The following is a 17,536-nucleotide window of genomic DNA, read 5'->3' as shown; positions in this document are numbered from 1 at the left end:
CGCGATCCGGCGTACCGTGGGCGCCATGCGGCACACGGACCGAGCGCCTCGCGGCACCGCGACGCACGGCCTTGCCATCGCGGCCGCGCTTGTGTCGTCGCTGGCGCTCGCGGGCTGCACCGCGACGGATCCGGATCCCGGGCCGTCGCCGTCCGCGGCGGCATCCGATCCCGCGAGCGCGTCGTCACCCGGTCCCGCGCCGAGCGCTCCCTCGGGGACGGAGGTGGTCGCGACCGGGCTCGAGGCGCCGTGGTCGATCGCCCACTCCGGGGATCTCGTTGTCGTGAGCGAGCGGGACTCCGGCCGGATCCTGCGGCTCTCCGACGACGGATCCACACACGAGCTGGGTGTCGTCGAGGGCGTCGCGCACGGCGGGGAGGGCGGGCTGCTGGGGCTCGCGTTCGATCCGCAGGGGCGCCTGTACGCCTACTCCACCGGAGCGGACGGCAACCGCATCCAGCGATTCGAGGTCGACGGCGATGCGCTCGGGGAGGCGGAGACGATCCTCGACGGCCTTCCCTCCGCCGGCCGGCACAACGGCGGGCGTCTCGCGTTCGGCCCCGACGGCATGCTGTACGCCTCGGTCGGCGACGCGGCCGATCCGGCGCTCGCGCAGGATCCGTCGTCGCTGGGCGGCAAGATCCTGCGGATGACACCGGATGGCGATCCAGCTCCGGGCAATCCGGATCCGGATTCGCTCGTGTACTCGCTCGGGCACCGCAACGTGCAGGGCATGGCGTGGGCGTCGGACGGGACGATGTTCGCGACCGAGTTCGGGCAGGACGAGTGGGACGAGCTGAACCGGATCACCGCGGGCACGAACTACGGCTGGCCCGAGGTCGAGGGCGCGGGAGGGCGGGATCAGGGCTTCGCCGATCCGCTGCTGCAGTGGCCGACGGCGGAGGCGAGCCCGAGCGGCATGGCGATCATCGATGACGTCATCCTGATCGCGAACCTCCGCGGTGAGCGGCTGCGGGCGATGTCGGTCGCCGCGCCCGAGCACAGCGCCGACCTTCACGCCGGGGAATTCGGGCGGCTGCGGGATGTCGCGGCGGCGCCACACGGCGGCGTCTGGATCCTCACGAACAACACCGACGGCCGGGGTTCGCCCGGCCCGGACGACGACCGCCTGATCCGCATCGACCTGCCGAGCGGCTGAGGCGCGGAGACCCTGGCCGCGCGGTGCCGACGCTAGCCTGCCGCGATCGCCGTCAGCGCCCGGCGGTCGGGCTTGCCCGAAGCCAGGCGGGGCAGCTCGTCGAGCAACAGGATGCGCGACGGCCGCGCGGGCTTGCCGAGCTGGGCGGCGACCGCCGCGCGTGCGGCCGCGAGCGCGGCATCCGGATCCGGCACCCCCGCCCGGGCGGCCACGATCACCGGTGTCTCGCCCCAGCGCTCGTCCGGTGCACCGACCACGACCGCGTCGAGCAGCTCGCGCACGATCCGCTCGACCAGGTCGAGCGAGACGTTGACGCCGCCCGACACGATCACGTTGTCGATCCGGCCGGTCACCCGCACGACGCCGTCGACGACCTGCCCCGCGTCCCCCGTGCGGTACCAGCGCGTGCCGGTGTCGTCTCGCACGAAGACGCGCTCGGTGAGTTCGTCGTCGCCGAGGTAGCCGTCGGCGAGGGTCGGGCCCGCGATCCGCAGCTCGCCGTCGACCGCCGCCACCGTGACGCCGTCGAGCGGCACGCCGTCGTAGACGCATCCGCCCGCGGTCTCGCTGGATCCGTAGGTGCGGACGATCCGCGCACCGAGTTCCGCCGCCCTCTCGCGCAAGGCGATGGGAAGCGCCTGACCGCCGATCAGGATCGCCTCGAACGATCTCAGGGCGCGGGCGACGTCGGGGTCCTCGGCGGCCGCGTCGACGAGCGTCTGCAGCTGCGCCGGCACGAGTGACGTGTAGGTCGGCACGCGCTCGCCCCCGCGCGAGGAGTGCATTCCCGTGACGACATGCGCGAAGGCCGCGGCCGAGAACCTCCCGGCGAGGACCGCGGGCTCGGTTCCCTGCACCAGCGAGCGCACAAGCACCTGCACCCCCGCGACGTACGAGGCGGGCAGCGCCAGCAGCCACTGGCCGGCGCCGATCCGCTCGGCCGTCGCGAGCGCGCTGGAGGTGAGTGCCGCACGCGACAGCATCACGCTCTTCGGCACGCCGCTGGATCCCGAGGTCGTCACAACGACCGCGGTGCCGGAGGAAACCTCGTCGGGAAGCGCCGCGGATGAGCCGAGCGCGACCGCCGGGCCCGCGCCGAGCGCGGCGCGAAGCGCGCGCAGCACATCGCGCGGGTCGTCTGAGCCGAGCCGGTCGAGCCTCATGAGCTCAGTAATGCCAGGGGTACGGCGACCAGTCGGGCTCGCGCTTCTCGAGGAACGAGTCGCGGCCCTCGACGGCCTCGTCGGTGCCGTAGGCGAGGCGGGTGGTCTCGCCCGCGAAGATCTGCAGGCCGGGAAGGCCGTCGTCCACCGCGTTGAACGCGAACTTCAGCATCCGGATCGCCGTGGGCGACTTCGTCAGGATGACCCGCGCCATCGCGATCGCCTCGCGCTCGAGCTCGGCGTGCGGGACGACGCGGTTCACGGCGCCCATCTCGTACATGCGCTGCGCGGAATGCTCCTCGGCGAGGAAGAAGACCTCGCGCGCGAACTTCTGGCCGATCTGGCGCGCGAAGTACGCCGACCCGTAGCCCGCGTCGAAGGATCCGACATCCGCATCCGTCTGCTTGAAGCGGCCGTGCTCGGCCGAGGCGATCGTGAGGTCGCACACGACGTGAAGCGAGTGCCCACCGCCCGCGGCCCAGCCGGGCACGACGGCGATGACCACCTTGGGCATGAACCGGATGAGCCGCTGCACCTCGAGGATGTGCAGCCGCCCGGCGCGCGCGGCGTCGGTGACCGAGGTCTCGTCCTCGCTGTACTTGTACCCGTCGCGGCCGCGGATGCGCTGGTCGCCGCCCGAGCAGAACGCCCAGCCGCCGTCCTTCGGGCTCGGCCCGTTGCCCGTCAGCAGCACCACGCCGATCCGCGGATCCTGTCGGGCGGCGTCGAGCGCGCGGTACAGCTCGTCGACCGTCGCGGGCCGGAACGCGTTGCGCACCTCGGGGCGGTCGAACGCGATGCGCGCGATCCGGCCGTCCTTCGACACGTGGGCGGTGATGTCCTGGTACGCCTCGGATCCGGGCGCGGCGTCCCACTCGGACGCGTCGAACAGGTCGGAGACGAAGGTGTCGGTCACGCGCTCCAGCCTATTCTCGACGTCCTGACCGCCGAGCAGGCATCCGCGCCGCCAGACAGCATGCGGGCGCATGCCCGCTCGGCGCGCCGATGCCTGCTCGGCGCTCGGTCGTCGACCCGGGGCTCAGCCGTTGAGGCCGTCGCGCCAGGCGAGCCAGCGCCCGACGCCGTCGAAGTCGATGTCGGGGCCCGAGACGCCGATCGTGAAGAGCCGCACGCCGGCGTCGAACAGCGCCTGCGCGTCGGACTCGTCGCGCCCCTTCAGCTCGTTCGAGATGACGAGCGACGCGGTGTCGCGCTGCTCCTTCTCGGCCCAGGTCTCGATGATGCCGAGCTTGCGGGGCAGGTCCTCGGGCGAGACGAAGCTGTGCCAGATGTCCGCGTGACGCGCGACGAGGCGAAGGGTCTTCTGCTCCCCCGCGCCGCCGATCAGGATCGGGATGTCGCGCGTGGGCTCGGGGTTCAGCTGCGCCCAGCGCGACTCGATGCAGGGAAGCGCCTCGGCGAGGTCGTCCAGGCGGGAGCCCGCCGTTCCGAACTCGTAGCCGTACTCGGTGTAGTCGCGCTCGAACCATCCCGATCCGGTGCCGAAGATGAAGCGACCGGTGTCGCCGCCCTTCTTCGAGATGTGGTCGATCGTGCGGGCCATGTCGGCCTGCAGGTCGGGGTTGCGGTACGAGTTGCAGTTGACGAGGGCGCCGAACTCCACGCGCTCGGTCTGCTCGGCCCACGCGGCCAGCATGCTCCAGCCCTCGAAGTGGGTGCCGTCGGGATCGCCCGACAGCGGGAAGAAGTGATCCCAGTTGAGCAGGATGTCGACGCCCATGTCCTCGAGACGCGTCACGGCGTCACGGATGACGGCGTACGACGCGTGGTGCTGGGGGGCGATCTGCACGGCGAGGCGCACGGGGATGTCAGTCGCGAAGTCAGGCATGGCGCCAGATTAGTGGCGCCGCGAAGGCCCCGGGGCGGGATGCGGGATCCCGGCCCGGGGCCTCGTCGTCAGCGGGCCGAGACCCGCAGCCGGCGGAAGGCGTCCCACACCGACCAGACGCCGATGCCCACGATCACCACGCCGAGGAAGACTGTGAGCACCTGCAGCGCCGTCGCCGGGATGGGCAGGACGGTCTCGATGAACGCGGGGTGGATGAGCCGGCCCTGCACGAAGAGGATCATCGCCAGGATCGTGCCGACCGCGGTCACGACCGCGCTCGCGATCGCGAGACCCCGCGTCCACCGACGGCGGATGTAGCCGAGGAGCCCGATCAGCGCGGAGGCGGCGGTGAGGGCGAGGCCGACGGCGATCCACCAGGGCCACAGGTCGTCGTGCAGGAACGGGATGCGCCGGCCCTCGGCGACCGGCCCGAACACCACGCCGAAGGCGCGGTCCCAGAATACGAAGCCCGTCGCGAGTGCGAGCCAGACGAACGAGGCGACGACGTCGCCGAGCGACTCGCGCCGCTGCGCGGTGAGCGGCAGCAGATCGGGGTTCCACGTGCCGATCCCCTTCGCGCGCTTCGGCCGGATGGCCGCATCGCGCTCGAGGATCGCGAACACCAGCGTGACCCAGAAGGCGACGTGCACGGCCACGGAGAGCGCGAGCCCGATGGCGCCGCCGATGATGCCGCCGATCCGGTCGCCGAGGTCGCCCGTCGCCCCGTCGGCGAACGCACCGGAGAGGGCGCCGCCGAGCGCCGCGAAGGGAACGACGATCCAGAGCAGCAGGATGAGCAGCCGCTTCCAGTCGGCGAAGTACCTGGGGCCGATGAGGTGAAGCGGCCGGTCGCTGTACTTCGCGGCGAGGATCTCGGGGTCGCCGAGCTCGGTGAGCACGGCGCGCTCGGCGACCGCGTCGGGATCGCCACCGGCCAGGCGGTCGTCGAGCTGGTCGGCGATGGAGGCGCGCAGCTCGGAGGCGATGTCGTCACGCGAGGCCTGCGGGACGGAGCGCGTGGCGGCCTCGACGTAGCGGTCGATGAGTTCGGACATTGTGTTCCTCCTTGGAACGGGTTCAGTCGGACAGTCCGCCGAGCGCGTCGGAGATCGCGCGCCAGTCGGAGAAGAGGAGATCCGCGAGGTCGGTGCCCTCGGCGGAGGTGCGGTAGAACTTGCGGGGCCTCGCCTCGTCGGTGTTCCACTCGCTCGTGAGGTACCCCTGCTTCTCCAGGCGTCGCAGCAGCGGGTACAGCGTGTTGGCGTCAGCGGGGAACCCCGCCGCGTCGAGCTGCTCGAGCAGGCCGTAGCCGTAGCCCGGCGAGCGCAGCATGCGCAGGCAGGCAAGCACGAGCGTGCCCCGGCGCAGCTCCTGCCGGTGGGTCTCGATGTCGTCGCGTTCGCTCATGCCCATCACATTACTGTGCGTCACACACTATTGCAACGGAGACATTGTTAGTGCTGGGGATCTGGATAGCCTGACCGGATGCAGACCCTCGACGACGGCGCCGTCCTGCGCCGCGCGACCCCCGCCGACGTGCCGGGCATCTTCACGCTCATCACGGAGCTCGCGATCTACGAGCGCGAGCCGGACGCCGTCACGAGCACCCCCGAGCTGATCCACGAGGCGATGTTCGGCGAACGGCCGACCGTCTACGGGCACGTCGTCGAGCGCGACGGCGAGATCGCCGGCATCGCGATCTGGTTCCTCAACTTCTCCACGTGGACGGGCCGCAACGGCATCTACCTCGAGGACCTCATCGTGAGCGAGGCCCACCGCGGCCGCGGCTACGGCCTGGCGCTGATGCGGGCGCTCGCGCGCGAGTGCGTCGAGCAGGGCTACACCCGCTTCGAGTGGGCGGTGCTCGACTGGAACGAGCCGGCCATCCGGTTCTACCGCGCGATCGGTGCCGTGGGCATGGACGAGTGGACGGTGCAGCGTCTGGACGGCGCGGCCCTCGCGGCGCTGGCGGCCGGCTGATCCGGCACGGGCAGGATGAGACCATGCACCCCATCGATCGCCCGGAGCCGGCCGCAGTGACGCCGCCGCTCGCCGACCTCCTCGCCTCTCTGCGGGTGGTGTCGCTGCCGCTCGTGACGCGCTTCCGCGGGGTGGATCATCGCGAGGCCGCGCTCATCGAGGGCCCGGAGGGATGGGCGGAGTTCTCGCCCTTCCTCGAGTACGGCGACGAGGAGGCCGCGACCTGGCTCTCCGCGGCGCTCGACTTCGCGTGGCAGCCGCAGCCGAAGGCGCTTCGCACCGAGATCCCCGTCAACGCGACGATGCCGGCCGTCGCAGCCGACCGCGTCCCCGAGGTGCTCGCCCGCTACGACGGCTGCCGCACAGTGAAGGTCAAGGTCGCCGAGCCGGGGCAGACCCTGGATGACGACGTCGCGCGGGTGCGCGCGGTGCGGGCGGCGATGGGACCGGAGGGCCGGATCCGCGTGGACGCGAACGGCGGCTGGAACGTCGACGAGGCCGAGCACGCCGCGCACGCGCTTGCCGAGTTCGACCTCGAGTACCTCGAGCAGCCGTGCGCCACGGTGGACGAGCTCGCCGAGCTGCGCGAGCGCCTTCACCGGTGGGACCTGCCGATCGCCGCGGACGAGAGCGTGCGCAAGGCGCAGGATCCTATCGCGGTCGCGCGCGCGGAAGCGGCCGACCTGATCGTGGTGAAGGCGCAGCCGCTGGGCGGTGTGCGCCGGGCCCTCGAGATCGTCGCGGAGGCCGGGCTGCCCGCCGTGGTCTCCAGCGCGCTGGACACGTCGATCGGCCTGTCGCAGGGCGCCGCGCTCGCGGCCGCCCTGCCCGAGCTCGACTTCGACTGCGGCCTCGGCACCGCGTCGCTGCTCGCCGCCGACGTGGTGCGGGATCCACTCGTCCCCCGCGGCGGGGTGATCCCTGTCGGGCGTCTCACGCCCGATCCGGCGCTGCTTGACCAGCACGCCGCGTCGCCGGAGCGCCGACAGTGGTGGATCGCCCGCATCGAGCGCTGCTACGCGGTGCTCGACGGTCGCGGCGAGGTCTGAGGTCCGGCTTCGACTCGCTGACGCTCGCTCAGCCCGTTTCGACGTTCGTTCGCCGGCGCTCACTTCCGCTCAACGAGCGGGGGAAGGCTCAGCGATCTCGCTCGTTGAGCGGAGCGTCGGCGCGAGCGTGCGAGCCGAGAAAAGTACTGCGAGCGAGCCGAAGCCGCCCGGCCCCTGCCGCGGTTTCAGTCCCGCGCGATGATGAGGTGGGCGATCCGCCCGACCTCCTGCGCGCGCGCCTCGAGCAGCTCCTTCTCCGGGAGGCCGGCCATGATCGCGCGGGTCGCCGCGCCCTCCCAGGCGGTGAGCACCGTGCGAGCGGCTTCGTGGGCGGGAAGCGCGAGATGCAGGCCCTTCGCGTGTGCGATCTCTTCGAGCAGCTGCGCGATCTCGCCGAGCAGCTGCGCATCCTGAGCGAGGTACGCCTCTGCCGTCTTGGCGTCGCGCATCGCGCGGCCCTTGATCTCGCTCATCAGCAGCACCGCGAGCCGGACGTCGCCGGGGACGTCGAGCGCCTCGACGAGCCCGACCATGCCGGCCTCGCCGCCGTCGACCTCGGGACCGCATTCGATCAGGGCGGCGACGCGTCGGCGCACGCCCTCGACCTGCTGACTGGCGAACCGGCCGGCGAGCTCGACGAACAGCTCGTCCTTCGACTCGAAGTTCGAGTAGAAGGCCCCGCGGGTGAATCCGGCGCGCTCGCAGATCGCTTCGACCGAGGCGTCGCCGAGGCCGACCTCGGCGAACACCTGCGCGGCCGCGTCGAGCAGGCGCGCGCGCGTGTTCTCGCGGCTGCGGGTCTGCGGCCTCGCCGCATCCTGCTCGCTCACTTCGTCCTGCCCTGCGTGCTGCATCCCGCTCCCCGGTTTCATACCGAACGCTCAGCCCGGCTTGCCTCTCGGGCTAATACGATACACACTTGTATTGGATACAGCGCTGTATCGAGATCCCCTGTCAGTGCTCTTCCGGAGGCGCCCTGTGTCCACCCTGCTCTACTCGCTCGGTCGCTGGTCATACCGTCACCCGTGGCGGGTGCTCGTCGGCTGGCTGCTCATCCTCGCCGCCGTCGGCGGGGCCGCGGCGGGCCTGAACAAGGGCTTCGACAACGCCTTCTCGATCCCGGGCACCGAGGCGCAGGAGGGCCTGTCGCAGCTCAGCCGCACCTTCCCCCAGGTGTCGGGCACGAGCGCGCAGTTCATCGTCGTCGCCGCGGACGGCGACGACGTGACGGATGCCGCGTACCGCGATCCGATCGACGACACGATCGCCGCCCTCGAGGACGTGCCGGGCGTCAGCAGCGTCACCTCGCCGTTCGACGAGATGGTCACCGGCATGGTGTCGGACGACGACTCGGCCGCGATCGTGCGGCTGCAGTTCGAGGGAACGCAGACCGACGTCACGGACGAGGACAAGGAGTCGCTCCACGTCGTCGTCGACGACCTCGCCGAGCAGCTGCCCGAGGGCGCGCAGGCGGCGCTCGGCGGCGAGCTGTTCGCGACCGAGCTTCCCACCGTCACCCTCACCGAGGCGGTCGGCGTGATCATCGCGCTGCTCGTGCTGATCATCACGTTCCGCTCCTTCGTGCTCGCCGGCCTGCCCCTCGGCATCGCGCTGATCGGCGTCGGCGTCTCCCTCCTCGGCCTCGTGGCCTCCACCCAGTGGGCGACGGTCTCGGCCACCACCCCGATGCTCGCCCTCATGCTGGGCCTCGCCGTCGGCATCGACTACTCGCTCTTCATCGCCGCGCGCCATCAGGATCAGCTCCGAGAGGGGATGGATCCGGAGGAGTCGGCCGGGCGCGCGACGGGCACCGCGGGATCGGCGGTCGTGTTCGCGGGCGTGACGGTGCTGATCGCCCTGATCGGCCTCGGCTTCGCGAACATCCCGTTCCTCACCACGATGGGCATCGCGGCGGCCGTGGCGGTCGCGATCGCCGTGATGATCGCCGTGACGCTCACCCCGGCGGTGCTCGGCTTCGTCAAGCACCGCGCCATCGGCCGGATGCCCAAGCCGAAGAAGGAGCGTGCCTCGCGCAGGGGATTCGCGGCCCGCTGGGTCGGCATGGTCACGCGCCACCCCGTCGTCACGACCGTCGCCGTCGTCCTGGGTCTGGGTCTCATGGCCGCCCCCGTCGGCAGCCTGGCGCTGTCGCTTCCCAACGCGGGAGTGCTGCCCAAGGACAACGAGGCGCGCATCGGCTTCGACCTCACCTCCGAGCACTTCGGCGCCGGCTTCAACGGCCCCCTCATCCTCACCGGCACGATCGTGACGTCCACAGATCCGCTCGGGCTGATGGACGACCTGAAGGACGAGGTCGAGGCGATCGACGGGGTCAAGGAGGTCGCGCTCGCGACCCCGAACGAGACCGCCGACACCGGCATCGTGCAGATCGTCCCCGAGACCGGACCGGACGACCCGGCCACGAGCGAGCTCGTGCGCGAGCTGCGCGCCCACCACGACGAGTGGCTCGACGAGTACGGGATCGACCTGAAGGTCACCGGATCCACCGCGGTCGGCATCGACATCTCCGACCGCCTCGGCGGGGCCCTGGTGCCGTTCGGGATCTTCGTGGTCGGGCTGTCGTTCATCCTGCTGATGATCGTGTTCCGGTCGGTCTGGGTGCCGCTCAAGGCCGCCCTGACCTACCTGCTGTCGATCCTCGCCGCCTTCGGCGTGGTGGCCGCGGTGTTCTCGTGGGGCTGGGGAGCCGACCTGCTCCACGTCGCCCGCACGGGCCCGATCATCGCGTTCATGCCGATCGTCGTGATGGGCGTGCTGTTCGGCCTCGCGATGGACTACGAGGTGTTCCTCGTGTCCCGGATGCGCGAGGACTACGTGCACGCCGGCCGCAAGAAGGGCTTCACACGGGACGTCGCGGTCGACGCGGTGCGCACCGGATTCGCCGCCTCGGCCCGTGTCGTCACGGCCGCCGCGGTCATCATGTTCGCGGTGTTCGCGGCCTTCGTCCCCGAGGGCGACTCGAACCTGAAGCCCATCGCACTCGCGCTGGCGGTCGGGATCGCGATCGACGCGTTCCTCGTCCGGATGACGCTCGTCCCCGCCGTCATGGCGCTGCTGGGCGAGAAGGCGTGGTGGATGCCGCGCTGGCTCGACCGGATCCTGCCGCACTTCGACATCGAGGGCGAGGCGGTGGAGCGCGAGCGCGCCCTCGCCGACTGGCCGGAGCCCGGATCCACCGCGGTCATCGCCGCCGACGACCTCGAGGTCGCGGCCGAGGAGACCGTGCTGGCGTCCGGCGTGACGCTGCGCGCCGAGCCGGGCGCCGCGCTCGTGCTCACCTCGGCCGATCCGCGCTCCGCGCGCGCCGTGGGCCTCGCGATCGCGGGCCGCGCGGTCCCGTCCGACGGGCTGCTGCGCGTGTCGGGCCACCTGCTTCCGGGGCGCTCCGCCTGGGTGCGCGCGCACGTCGGCCTGGCGCTCCTCGGCGCCGAGTCGGCGACCGCCGCGCGCGCCGTGTGCGACGCGCTCCGCGGCGGCACGCGCCTCGTCGTCGTCCACGGCGCCGACGCGCTCGAGCCCGCCGCGCGCGACCAGGTCGCGGCCGTGCTGCGCGACGCGCGCCACGCGCTCTCCCCCACCGAACTGACGGTGGTGCTGACCGGATCCGATCCGCGCGCCGCCCAGACCCTCCTCTCCGACGCAGGCTGGGACGCCGTGCAGCTGCACGACGTTGCGGCCGCCCCCACTCACTTCGAGGTGAACACGCATGCGACGTACTGAGCGAACGAAGAGAGCCGAAGTGAGCCCCCTCCGCCGTCTCGCCGCCACCGGAATCGAGCGCGCCCGCAGCACAAAGCCCGTCTCGTGGCTGACGCTTGTCGGCGTGCTGCTGCTGCCCGCCCTGATCGGCGGCGTGCTGGTCGCCGCGCTGTACAACCCGACCGAGCGTCTCGACAACATGACCGCGGCCATCGTGAACAACGACGAACCCGTCACGATCCAGGATCAGGTCACCCCTCTCGGCCGCCAGCTCGCGGCCGGCCTCGTCGAGGGATCCGACGACACCCCCAGCAACCTCACGTGGGTGCTGTCCAACGAGGAGGACGCCGCGGAGGGGCTCGCTGACGGCACCTACCAGGCCGTCATCACGATCCCCGAGGAGTTCTCGGCCGCGGCGACCTCGGCCGGTCAGCGGATGTCGGGTGAAGACGCCGAGCCCGAGCAGGCCCGCATCGAGGTCACCACGGCACCGGATGCCCGGCTCGCCGACGAGGCGATCACCAACCAGGTCGCCACGGTCGCCGCGTCGTCGATGGGGCAGATGCTCTCGGAGGCGACGCTGTCGAACGTCTTCATCGGCTTCACGACGCTCGGCGACCAGCTCGGCGAGGCCGCGGACGGCGCCTCGCAGCTCGCGGACGGCGCCGGCGAGGCCCAGGAGGGCGCGACCGCGCTCGCCGACGGGGCGACCCAGCTCGGCAGCGGAGCGGGTGAGCTCGCGACGGGCGCCACTCAGCTCGCGGACGGCGCGAGCGAGCTCGCGGGCGGGGCCGGCGGGATCTCCGGCGGAGCGGCCGAGCTCTCGAACGGCGTCGCCAGCATCGCCGACGGCGCGACCGGACTCGCGGACGGTGCGAGCCAGCTCTCCACCGGCGCCACCACCCTCTCGGAGGGCCTGAACGGTCTCGCGGCAGGGATGACCGGCGACGGCACGGCCGAGAACCCGGGCCTCGTCGGCGGGGCCGACAACCTGGCGGACGGCGCGCAGCAGCTCGCCACGGGCCTCGCCGGCGACGGCACCGCGCAGAACCCGGGCCTCGCGCCGAGCCTGCGCCAGCTCGCGGACACCGCGGCCCCCATCGGGTCGGGGCTCACCGCGGGCGCCGACGCCATCGAGCAGAACGGCCTCATCCCGGTGGAGATCACCGAGGGAGCGGCGGGAGTCGCGACGGGCCTCACCGCCCTGAGCGAGGAATGCGCGGCCACCGGCGCATCGGCGGACTTCTGCGAGCGGCTCGCGGGGTACGCGACGGGTGCCAGCACTGCCTCGACCGCCCTCGGCCAGGTCGCGGCGGAGTCCCCCGCCACCCTGGTCGCGCAGCTGCGCGGCGCCGCCGCGCTCACGGAGCAGTTCGAGCTGCTCGCGACCGGCGCCGAGAGCGCCGCCACCGGCGCCGGCGGCCTCGCCCAGGGCCTGCGCGAGTACGCGGCCGGCGTCGCCACGACCGCGGAGGGCGCGACCGCCCTCGCCGGCGGCGCGAGCGAGCTGTCGACGGGAGCGAGCCAGCTGTCCAGCGGCGCGTCCGAGCTCGCCACCGGCGCGGGCCAGGCGGCCGAGGGCGCGGGCACACTGTCGACGGGAGCCGCGCAGCTGGCGACCGGCGCGAACGGCCTCGCCACCGGGACGTCGCAGCTCGCGGGCGGAGCCGGCGAGCTCTCCACGGGAGCCGGCCAGCTCGCCACCGGCACCGCCGATCTCGGCGACGGCATCGGCGAGCTCGCCGGGGGAACGCGCACGCTCGCGGACGGCCTCGGCACCGCGACCGAGCAGATCCCGTCGTACACCGACGACGAGGCGGACGACCTCGCGACGGTCGTCGCCGATCCGGTGTCGTCGTCGGCGGGCGGCGAGGTCTCGCTGTTCGGCGCGGCGGCCGTGCCGCTGCTCGCGGCGATCGTGCTGTGGTTCGGCGGGCTCGCGACCTTCCTCGTGATGCGCTCGGTCACCGGGCGGGCGCTCACCTCGCGCCGCGCCTCGGTGTCGCTCGCCGGCGGCGCGCTGCTTCCCGCGGCGATCGTCGGCGCGGTGCAGGGAGTGCTCGTCGCCGCCGTCGTGCAGGTTGTCAGCGGCTACGAGGCGGGAACGGCCGCGGCGCTGTTCGGCCTCTGCGCCCTGATCGGCGTCGCGTTCGCCGCGGTGCACCAGGCGCTCGTCGCCGTGTTCGGCGGCGCGGGGCACTGGATCGGCGCGCTGGTCGGGGCGATCGGGATCGCCACCGGCATCGTCTCGACGCTTCCCGAGTGGCTCGCGGGCATCTCGACAGCCCTGCCGACGGCCCCCGCGTACCGCGCGCTCCTCGGCGCCGTGACCGACGCGGGCGGCACGGGCGGTGCCATCGTGGCGCTGCTTGTGTGGGCGGTGCTCGCCTTCATCGCCACCACGATCGCCGTGGGCCGCAAGCGCACGCTGCCGGCCCGGGCGCTGCTGGAGGGCGTGCCCGCCTGATCCGCCCGCCCGGGTCCCGCCGGGGCCCGCCGGGTTCTACGGAGATGCCGGCTTCTCAGGATGCGATCCGCGAAGGATCTCCGGAGAAGCCGGCTTCTCCGTAAAAGGGGGCGGCTAAGAGGGGGCGGCGTCAGGCGACGGCCTCCGTGCGACGGCGGGCGAGGCGCTTGAGACCGACGACCGCGAAGCCGCCGACCAGCACACCGGCGATGAGGGCGATCACGAAGCCCCACAGCGGGTCGATCGCGAAGAACACGAACGCTCCGCCGTGCGGCGCGCGCGAGCCGACCTGGAACAGCATGCTGAGGAAGCCGGTGACCGCGCCGCCCAGCATCGACGCCGGGATGACGCGCAGCGGGTCGGCGGCGGCGAACGGGATCGCGCCCTCGGAGATGAACGACAGGCCGAGCAGCCAGGCGGCCTTGCCGTTCTCACGCTCCGGCTCGCTGAATCCGCCGCGGTCGAGCACGGTCGAGGCGAAGGCCATCATGAGCGGCGGCACCATTCCCGCGGCCATCACGGCGCCCATGATGTAGAACGGCACGGGGTTCTCGGCCGAGCCGGCGCCGAGCCCCGCGACCGCGAAGGCGTAGGCGACCTTGTTGATCGGTCCGCCGAGGTCGAAGCACATCATGAGGCCGAGGATGACGCCGACCAGGGGCAGCAGGCCCGACGCGGCGAGGCCGTTGAGCCCGTCGGTCAGCGAGGCCATCAGCGCCGCGATGGGCGCCGCGACGAACAGGATGAGCAGCCCGCTGGCGAAGATCGAGCCGAGCAGCGGGATGATCACCACCGGCATCAGGCCGCGCAGCCACCGCGGGACGGTGAGGGACCCGAGCCACATGGCGGCGAGGCCCGCGAGGACGCCGCCGACGATGCCGCCGATGAAGCCCGCGTTCATCAGCACCGCGACGGATCCGGCGACGAACCCGGGCGCGATCCCCGGCCGGTCGGCGAGGGCGTACGCGATGTAGCCCGCGAGCGCCGGCACCAGGAAGCTCATCGAGATGTTGCCGATCGCGAACGCGACGGCGCCGAGGTACTGAAGCAGCCCGCCGTCCGGCAGGTTCCACAGAGCGTTCTCGACGGCGATCTTGTTCGCGACCTCGTTGATCTGGTAGCCGCCGAGCAGGAAGCCGAGCGCCATGAGCAGGCCGCCGCCCGCGACGAACGGGATCATGTAGGACACGCCCGTCAGCAGCACGCGCTTGATGCGCGCTCCGACCGACTCGGCAGGTCGTTCGTTCTCCTCGGCCGCGCCGGCAGTGCCGGGAACGCGCTCGGCCGACGAGTCCTCCGCGGCGTGCGCCGCCTGGGTCAGCAGCTCGGTCGCGCGCTCGATGCCCGCCTTCACGGGGCGGCGGATCACGGGCTTCCCGGCGAAGCGCTGCGGCTCACGGACGTCGACGTCGACCGCGAACACCACCGCGTCGGCGGCGGCGATGACGGCGGGATCGATCGCCGTGTAGCCGCTCGATCCCTGCGGCTCGACCTGGAACTCGACGCCGGCCTTCTTCGCCGCCGCGGTGAGCGCGTCGGCGGCCATGTAGGTGTGCGCGATGCCGGTCGCGCAGGCGGTGACCGCCACGATGCGGGCGGGGCGCCCGTCGACGAGGATGGCGCCGTCGCCCGTGGCGGCCGGCGCGGCCGCCTGGGCGGGGGCGGCCGCCGTCTCGCTCGCGGCCTCCTCGCCGATCGCCACCCGGACGATCCGGACCGCCTCGTCGGCATCGGCCGCGCCGCGGAGGGCGGCGAGGAAGTCCTCGTCCATGAGGTTGCGCGCGAGCTTCGACAGCACGGCGAGGTGCTCCTCCGCCGCGGTGTCTGGGGCCGCGATCATGAACACGATGTCGCTCGGCTCGTCTTCGGCGCCGAAGTCGACGCCGGGCTTCAGTCGCGCGAAGGCAAGGGATGCCTGGGTCACGACGGCGCTCTTGGCGTGCGGGATCGCGATGCCGCCCGGGAGGCCGGTCGCATCCTGCTCCTCGCGCTTCCAGGCCGCGGCGAACAGCGCGTCGGCGTCGGTCGCGCGGCCCTGCGCGACGAAGCGGGCGGACAGGGCGCGCAGCACGCTCTGCTTGTCGGGCCCGAGATCCTCGTCGAGGCTCACGAGCTGCGGGGTGATGGTGGACACTTCTCCTCCTCGAGGGAATACGGCGCGGCGGGGGCCGCGACGACGATGCGGTGGATCAGGCGAGCTCGCGGACGGGGATGTCCGCGGTCGACAGGTCGGCGGGGGTGGCGAGGCGCGTGCCGGGAAGAGCGGCGGTGCCGGAGCCGTATCGGATGGCGGAGCGCAGGCGGCCGGTGCCGTCCTCGCCCGCGACGGCCGCGAGCAGGTACCCGGCGAGCGCGCTGTCGCCGGCGCCGACGGTGCTGCGGACATCCGTCTCGGGCGGCGTGGCGAACCACGCGCCGTCGCCGTGGACGAGCATCGCCCCCTCGCCGCCGAGCGTCACGAGCACCGCCCGCACCTGGTGGGGAACGAGCACGCGGGCGTACGCGAGCGCCGCCGTGGGGTCGGCGCGAAGGTTCTTCTGCATCTCGCTGAAGAACTCCATCGATTCGCGCGTCGTCGCGAAGCCGGAGTCGCGCGCGGAGCGCGCGAGCAGATCCATCAGCTCGACGTCGTTCGGCTTGATCAGGTCGACCGCACCGCTGGCGACGGCCTCGGCGAGGGCCCGCCCGGAGGCGTCCACGGCGATCTTCGGCGGGCGCTCGCACCGGGCGCGCACGGCGAGGGCGACATCCACATAGAAGTCGGGGGCGAGGCCCGGCGGGAGCGAGCCGCACAGCGCGAGCCAGTCGGCCCCATCCGCCTCCGTCACGACGGCGTCGATCAGCGCCCGCGCGGCGTCCTCACCGAGAACCGGACCGGGCAGGTTGATCTTGGTGGTCTCGCCGTCCGGATCCGTCAGAGTCAGATTCGCGCGGGCGTGCCCGGCGATCGGCACGGTCCGGACGGGGAGGTCGCCGAGCAGGGAGCGGTACGGGTCGTCCTCCGCGAGCGGCAGGACGGCGGTGACGGGCGCGCCGGATCCGGCGAGCACCCGGGCGACGTTGATCCCCTTGCCACCGGGGTCCTCCCGCGCCGCCAGCGCCTGCTGCACCTGGCCGCTCTCGAGCGCGGAGGCGAGCTCGACCGTCCGGTCGAGCGCCGGGTTCATCGTGAGCGTCACGATCATGCGACCCACACCTCCACATCCGCGGCGTCCAGCGCCTCACCCAGGGCTCCGGCGGGAGCCTCGTCGGTCACGAGCACGTCGAGTTCGTCCAGAGCGGCGAACCGGCGCAGCGACTCGACCTCGAACTTGGTGCGGTCGGCGAGCAGGATGACGCGGCGCGCGGCGCGCACGATCGCGCGCTTGACGTCCGCCTCCTCGGGGTCGGGCGTGCTCGCCCCGAACGCGGCCGAGAGCCCATTCGCGCCGACGAAGGCGACATCCGGCCGGAGGGACTCGATCGCGACGACGGTGCCGGCGCCCACGGCGGCGCCCGTGATGCCGCGGATCCGGCCGCCGATCGTCGTGAGCTCGGTGTAGCCGGCGCCGGTGAGGCCCGCGGCGAGCACCACCGAGTGCGTCACAACGTGCACGTCGCTGCGGCCGGGCAGCAGGTCGGCGAGCGCGCCGGTCGTGGTGCCGGCGTCGAGCAGGACGGATCCGGTGAACCCCGTGCCGAGACCCTCGAGCGCGCGCCGGGCGATGGCGCTCTTCGCGGGCCCGCCGCGGCGGAGACGCTCGCGCAGATCCACCTCGGCCGCGCTCCCCCGGTCGGCCGCGACGGCGCCGCCGTGGACGCGCCGCAGCACGCCGTGCTCCTCGAGCACCGCGAGGTCGCGGCGCACCGTCTCGGTCGTGACGCCAAGCCGCTCGGCGAGCTCCGCCACCGACACCCGCGCCTCGTCGAGCAGCACCCGCTCGATCAGCTCCCTGCGCTCCGTCGCGTACATCGTCCTCCTTCGGATGCGATCGAGAATACAACCGAATCCCACAGAGAACAACACAAACGCAGATCGGATGCCACACCCTCGCGAGTGCCGTCGGTCGACGAGACAGCACTCCGCGGCCGACACAGCGATGTGCGTCCGAGACAGCAGCGCACACCCGCAGTCTCAGCCGCAGGATGCGCCCTCAGTCGCGGGGCGCA

Annotated in this window: 14 protein-coding genes; 5 read left to right on the top strand and 9 right to left on the bottom strand. The window is 72.7% G+C overall.

Annotated elements, in window-relative coordinates:
• Window positions 1-25 precede the first annotated feature (25 nt).
• On the top strand, window positions 26-1,159 hold the full coding sequence (locus ABD161_RS06845; protein ID WP_344000933.1) for a PQQ-dependent sugar dehydrogenase: 1,134 nt from the start codon (window positions 26-28) through the stop codon (window positions 1,157-1,159).
• 32 nt (window positions 1,160-1,191) lie between these two features.
• On the opposite strand, the gene ABD161_RS06840 is transcribed toward ABD161_RS06845, so the two are convergent.
• The 5 genes from ABD161_RS06840 to ABD161_RS06820 all read right to left on the bottom strand — a co-directional run bounded on the left by ABD161_RS06840 (window position 1,192) and on the right by ABD161_RS06820 (window position 5,578).
• Entirely contained in the window at window positions 1,192-2,322 is a 1,131-nt protein-coding gene (locus ABD161_RS06840; protein WP_344000931.1) for an AMP-binding protein, read from the bottom strand.
• A gap of 4 nt (window positions 2,323-2,326) precedes the next feature.
• On the bottom strand, window positions 2,327-3,238 hold the full coding sequence (locus ABD161_RS06835; protein WP_344000929.1) for a 1,4-dihydroxy-2-naphthoyl-CoA synthase: 912 nt from the start codon (window positions 3,236-3,238) through the stop codon (window positions 2,327-2,329).
• Window positions 3,239-3,361: 123 nt separating this feature from the next.
• Window positions 3,362-4,171, bottom strand: coding sequence for an LLM class F420-dependent oxidoreductase (locus ABD161_RS06830; RefSeq protein ID WP_344000928.1), 810 nt, complete (start codon window positions 4,169-4,171; stop codon window positions 3,362-3,364).
• Between the two features lie 68 nt (window positions 4,172-4,239).
• Window positions 4,240-5,226 (bottom strand): permease prefix domain 1-containing protein, encoded by a 987-nt coding sequence (locus ABD161_RS06825; RefSeq protein WP_344000926.1) that lies wholly within the window; start codon window positions 5,224-5,226, stop codon window positions 4,240-4,242.
• Window positions 5,227-5,248: 22 nt separating this feature from the next.
• Window positions 5,249-5,578, bottom strand: coding sequence for a PadR family transcriptional regulator (locus tag ABD161_RS06820; protein ID WP_344000924.1), 330 nt, complete (start codon window positions 5,576-5,578; stop codon window positions 5,249-5,251).
• Window positions 5,579-5,656: 78 nt separating this feature from the next.
• Here ABD161_RS06820 and ABD161_RS06815 point away from each other — a divergent pair, with 78 nt between their 5' ends.
• Both ABD161_RS06815 and ABD161_RS06810 read left to right on the top strand, forming a co-directional pair.
• Entirely contained in the window at window positions 5,657-6,151 is a 495-nt protein-coding gene (locus ABD161_RS06815; protein ID WP_344000923.1) for a GNAT family N-acetyltransferase, read from the top strand.
• A 23-nt stretch (window positions 6,152-6,174) separates the two neighbouring features.
• Window positions 6,175-7,200, top strand: coding sequence for an o-succinylbenzoate synthase (locus tag ABD161_RS06810; protein ID WP_344000921.1), 1,026 nt, complete (start codon window positions 6,175-6,177; stop codon window positions 7,198-7,200).
• A 185-nt stretch (window positions 7,201-7,385) separates the two neighbouring features.
• Here ABD161_RS06810 and ABD161_RS06805 read toward each other — a convergent pair whose 3' ends face one another.
• Window positions 7,386-8,054, bottom strand: a complete 669-nt coding sequence (locus ABD161_RS06805; protein ID WP_344000919.1) for a TetR/AcrR family transcriptional regulator — start codon at window positions 8,052-8,054, stop codon at window positions 7,386-7,388.
• Window positions 8,055-8,178: 124 nt separating this feature from the next.
• Between ABD161_RS06805 and ABD161_RS06800 the strand changes: the two genes are divergently transcribed.
• Window positions 8,179-10,941, top strand: a complete 2,763-nt coding sequence (locus ABD161_RS06800; protein WP_344000917.1) for an MMPL family transporter — start codon at window positions 8,179-8,181, stop codon at window positions 10,939-10,941.
• 19 nt (window positions 10,942-10,960) lie between these two features.
• Window positions 10,961-13,387 carry a YhgE/Pip family protein gene (locus ABD161_RS06795; RefSeq protein WP_344000914.1) on the top strand — a complete coding sequence of 809 codons (2,427 nt, stop codon included), beginning with the start codon at window positions 10,961-10,963 and terminating at the stop codon, window positions 13,385-13,387.
• Window positions 13,388-13,517: 130 nt separating this feature from the next.
• Here ABD161_RS06795 and ABD161_RS06790 read toward each other — a convergent pair whose 3' ends face one another.
• From ABD161_RS06790 to ABD161_RS06780, 3 genes are read right to left on the bottom strand one after another with little or no spacing between them, the layout of a single operon-like run.
• Window positions 13,518-15,521: a PTS fructose transporter subunit IIABC gene (locus ABD161_RS06790; RefSeq protein WP_344000912.1), complete on the bottom strand. Its 2,004-nt coding sequence runs from the start codon at window positions 15,519-15,521 to the stop codon at window positions 13,518-13,520.
• Window positions 15,522-15,576: 55 nt separating this feature from the next.
• Window positions 15,577-16,572 (bottom strand): 1-phosphofructokinase family hexose kinase, encoded by a 996-nt coding sequence (locus ABD161_RS06785; protein ID WP_344000909.1) that lies wholly within the window; start codon window positions 16,570-16,572, stop codon window positions 15,577-15,579.
• Window positions 16,569-17,339 carry a DeoR/GlpR family DNA-binding transcription regulator gene (locus tag ABD161_RS06780; RefSeq protein ID WP_344000907.1) on the bottom strand — a complete coding sequence of 257 codons (771 nt, stop codon included), beginning with the start codon at window positions 17,337-17,339 and terminating at the stop codon, window positions 16,569-16,571. Before ABD161_RS06780 ends, ABD161_RS06785 begins: the two co-directional genes overlap by 4 nt.
• Window positions 17,340-17,536 lie beyond the last annotated feature (197 nt).

The sequence above is a fragment of the Microbacterium paludicola genome, assembly GCF_039529675.1.
GTDB lineage: Bacteria > Actinomycetota > Actinomycetes > Actinomycetales > Microbacteriaceae > Microbacterium > Microbacterium paludicola.
Note: the sequence above shows the minus strand (reverse complement) of the source record. Positions and strands in the feature narration are given on the sequence as shown.